3 protein-coding genes are annotated in these 2,648 nt (G+C 68.5%); 1 reads left to right on the forward strand and 2 read right to left on the reverse strand.

Going from position 1 to position 2,648, the window contains the following annotated elements; translation table 11 throughout:
- Window positions 1-938: NAD(P)/FAD-dependent oxidoreductase (locus AB7U92_RS25600; protein ID WP_428583440.1), on the reverse strand; the 938-nt coding region annotated here is incomplete at its 3' end.
- Window positions 939-948: 10 nt separating this feature from the next.
- Window positions 949-2,244 carry an aspartate aminotransferase family protein gene (locus AB7U92_RS25605; protein ID WP_428583442.1) on the reverse strand — a complete coding sequence of 432 codons (1,296 nt, stop codon included), beginning with the start codon at window positions 2,242-2,244 and terminating at the stop codon, window positions 949-951.
- Window positions 2,245-2,473: 229 nt separating this feature from the next.
- On the opposite strand from AB7U92_RS25605, the gene AB7U92_RS25610 reads away from it, so the two are divergent.
- On the forward strand, window positions 2,474-2,648 hold a 175-nt coding region (locus AB7U92_RS25610; protein WP_428583444.1), incomplete at its 3' end, for an Lrp/AsnC family transcriptional regulator.

Genomic DNA, 2,648 nt, shown 5'->3' on the forward strand with positions numbered 1-2,648 from the left:
GCGGTGCTGTAGCTCACCCGGCCGCCGTAGAGCATGCGGTGGTCGACGGTCGGTCGGAAGTAGTCGAGCACGAAGTTGGTGTCGCACACCGCCGAGCCGGAAGGGATCAGCGATTCGGCGAGCTTCGGGTCGATCGGCTCTGAGGTGACGATGTAGGTGCCGACCGGCATCACCCGCGATTCCAGCGCCGGCGCGAGGCCCTGCAGGTAGACGTTGCCGGCCAGCAGCACGTGAGAGGCGCTGACGCCGCCTTGCGCCGTGCGCACCTTGGCCACGCGTCCCGGCTCGATGGCGGTGACGCCGGAATCCTCGTGGATGCGCACGCCCAGCGAGGCGGCCGCGGCGGCCAGGCCCATGCTGTACTTGAGCGGGTGCAGGTGGCCGCCCCTGGGGTCATGGATGCCACTGTGGAAGCGCGGGCTGGCGATCCAGTGCTGCATCTCCTGCGGTGCGATCCAGCGCGTCTCGTAGCCGTAGTCGCGCTGCATCTGGTCGTGCCAGGCGCGCAGTTCGCGCGCCTTGCGCTCGTTGACGGCCAGGCCGAGGTAGCCGCCGCGCCAGTCGCAGTCGATGCCGAAGCGTTCGCGCCGCTGCCCGATCAGGCGCAGCGCTTCCATCGTCATGTCCCACACGCGCCGGGCATCGTCGCGGCCGAGTTGCGACTCGACCACTGACTGATCGCAGGCCAGCCCGGCAATCGCCTGCCCGCCATTGCGGCCCGAGGCGCCCCATCCGACCTGGCGCGCCTCCAGCACCACCACCCGGTAGCCGCGGTCGGCGAGCTCGATGGCGGCCGACAGGCCGGCCAGGCCACCGCCCACCACGGCCACGTCGGCATCGACGTTCGACTGCAGCGCGGGGAAGCGCTGCCGACGCGGCGCCGTGGCCGCGTAGTAGGAGTTCTTCGTGAGTTCGAGGTCGGTCTCGAGCAGCGACATAAATGCCTGGTCAGGCCGCGGTCTTCAGCACGTCGGCGAGCGTGCCGACGAGCTGGTCGATGTGCTGCTTCTCGATGATCAGCGGCGGCGAGAAGGCGATCGTGTCTCCGGTGGTGCGGATCAGCACGCCGCGCTGCCAGCACTCGAGGAAGATGTCGAAGGCGCGCTTGCCCGGCTGGCCCGGGATCGACTCGAGCTCCACGCCGCCCACCAGGCCGATATTGCGCACGTCGATGACGTGGCGCGATCCCTTCAACGAGTGCAGCGCCTCCTCGAAGTGCGGCGCCATCTGCGCGGCGCGCGTCAGCAGGCCTTCCTCGGCATAGGTGTCCAGCGTGCCCAGTGCCGCCGCGCAGGCCAGCGGGTGGGCCGAGTAGGTGTAGCCGTGGGTGAACTCGATCAGGTGCTCGGGGCCGGTCATGAAGACGTCGTGGATCTGCTGCTTGCAGAACACCGCGCCCATCGGCACGCAGCCGTTGCTGATGCCCTTGGCCACCGTCATCAGGTCGGGCGTGACGCCGAAGTGCTGCGCCGCGAACGGCGAGCCCAGGCGGCCGAAGCCGGTGATGACCTCGTCGAAGATCAGCAGGATGCCGTGCTTGTCGCAGATCGCGCGCAGCCGCTCGAGGTAGCCCTTGGGCGGCAGCAGCACGCCGGTGGAGCCGGCCACCGGCTCGACGATCACCGCCGCGATGGTCGAGGCGTCGTGCAGCGCCACCATGCGCTCGAGGTCGTCGGCCAGTTCGGCGCCGTATTCCGGCACGCCGCGCGAGTAGGCGTTGCGCGCCAGGTCGTGCGTGTGGCGCAGGTGGTCGACGCCGCCCAGTGCGGGGCCGAAAAGCTTGCGGTTGCCGACGATGCCGCCGACCGAGATGCCGCCGAAATTCACGCCGTGGTAGCCGCGCTCACGGCCGATCAGCCGGGTGCGCGTGCCTTCGCCGCGGGCGCGGTGGTAGGCGATGGCCATCTTCAGCGCGGTATCCACCGCTTCCGAGCCGGAGTTGGTGAAGAACACCTTGTTCAGGCCGGCGGGGGTGAGCTGCACCAGGCGCTCCGCCAGTTCGAAGGCCTTGGGGTGCGCCATGTTGAAGGGCGGTGCGTAGTCGAGCTCAGCGGCCTGCTCGGCGATGGCCTGCACGATCTTCGGCCGCGCATGGCCGGCGTTCACGCACCACAGGCCGGCGATGCCGTCGAGGATCTGGCGGCCCTCGGGCGTCCAGAAGTGCATGTCCTTGGCCTTGGCCAGCAGGCGAGGCGCCTTCTTGAACTGGCGGTTGGCCGTGAACGGCATCCAGTAGGCGTCCATCGCGTGGGGGTGCACCGAGCCCTCCTGGGCCACCGCCAGCACGGCGGGATCGATGGCTTTGTTCATGTCGTGGCTCTCCTGGATTCCTTGGTTCTCGATGCGACCGAGTGTGCAATCGAGCACGGGTCGAGTCTAGAGAAACCCCGGCGCAATGTGCTTGCGCAATCGCGCCGGGTTCACCCTCGCGCATGCAATATGATTCGATGAAGTATGGAGAACAGCGCAGAAGATGCGAAGCAAAGCCTCCGACGTGCAACTGGATTCGATCGATCGGGCCATCCTGGAGGTGCTCCAGCACGAGGGCCGCATCTCCAACCAGGAGCTGGCGCAGCGTGTCCACCTGTCGCCATCGGCCTGCCTAAGGCGCGTGAAGGCGCTCGAGGATGCCGGCGTGATCGCGCAGT

This window comes from Piscinibacter sp., assembly GCF_050175855.1.
Lineage (GTDB): Bacteria > Pseudomonadota > Gammaproteobacteria > Burkholderiales > Burkholderiaceae_C > Piscinibacter.

Bases quoted from the DNA above. Each gene is read 5' to 3' on its own strand.
- AB7U92_RS25605 (WP_428583442.1), bottom strand. From the start codon at position 2,244: ATGGACGCCTACTGGATGCCGTTCACGGCCAACCGCCAGTTCAAGAAG.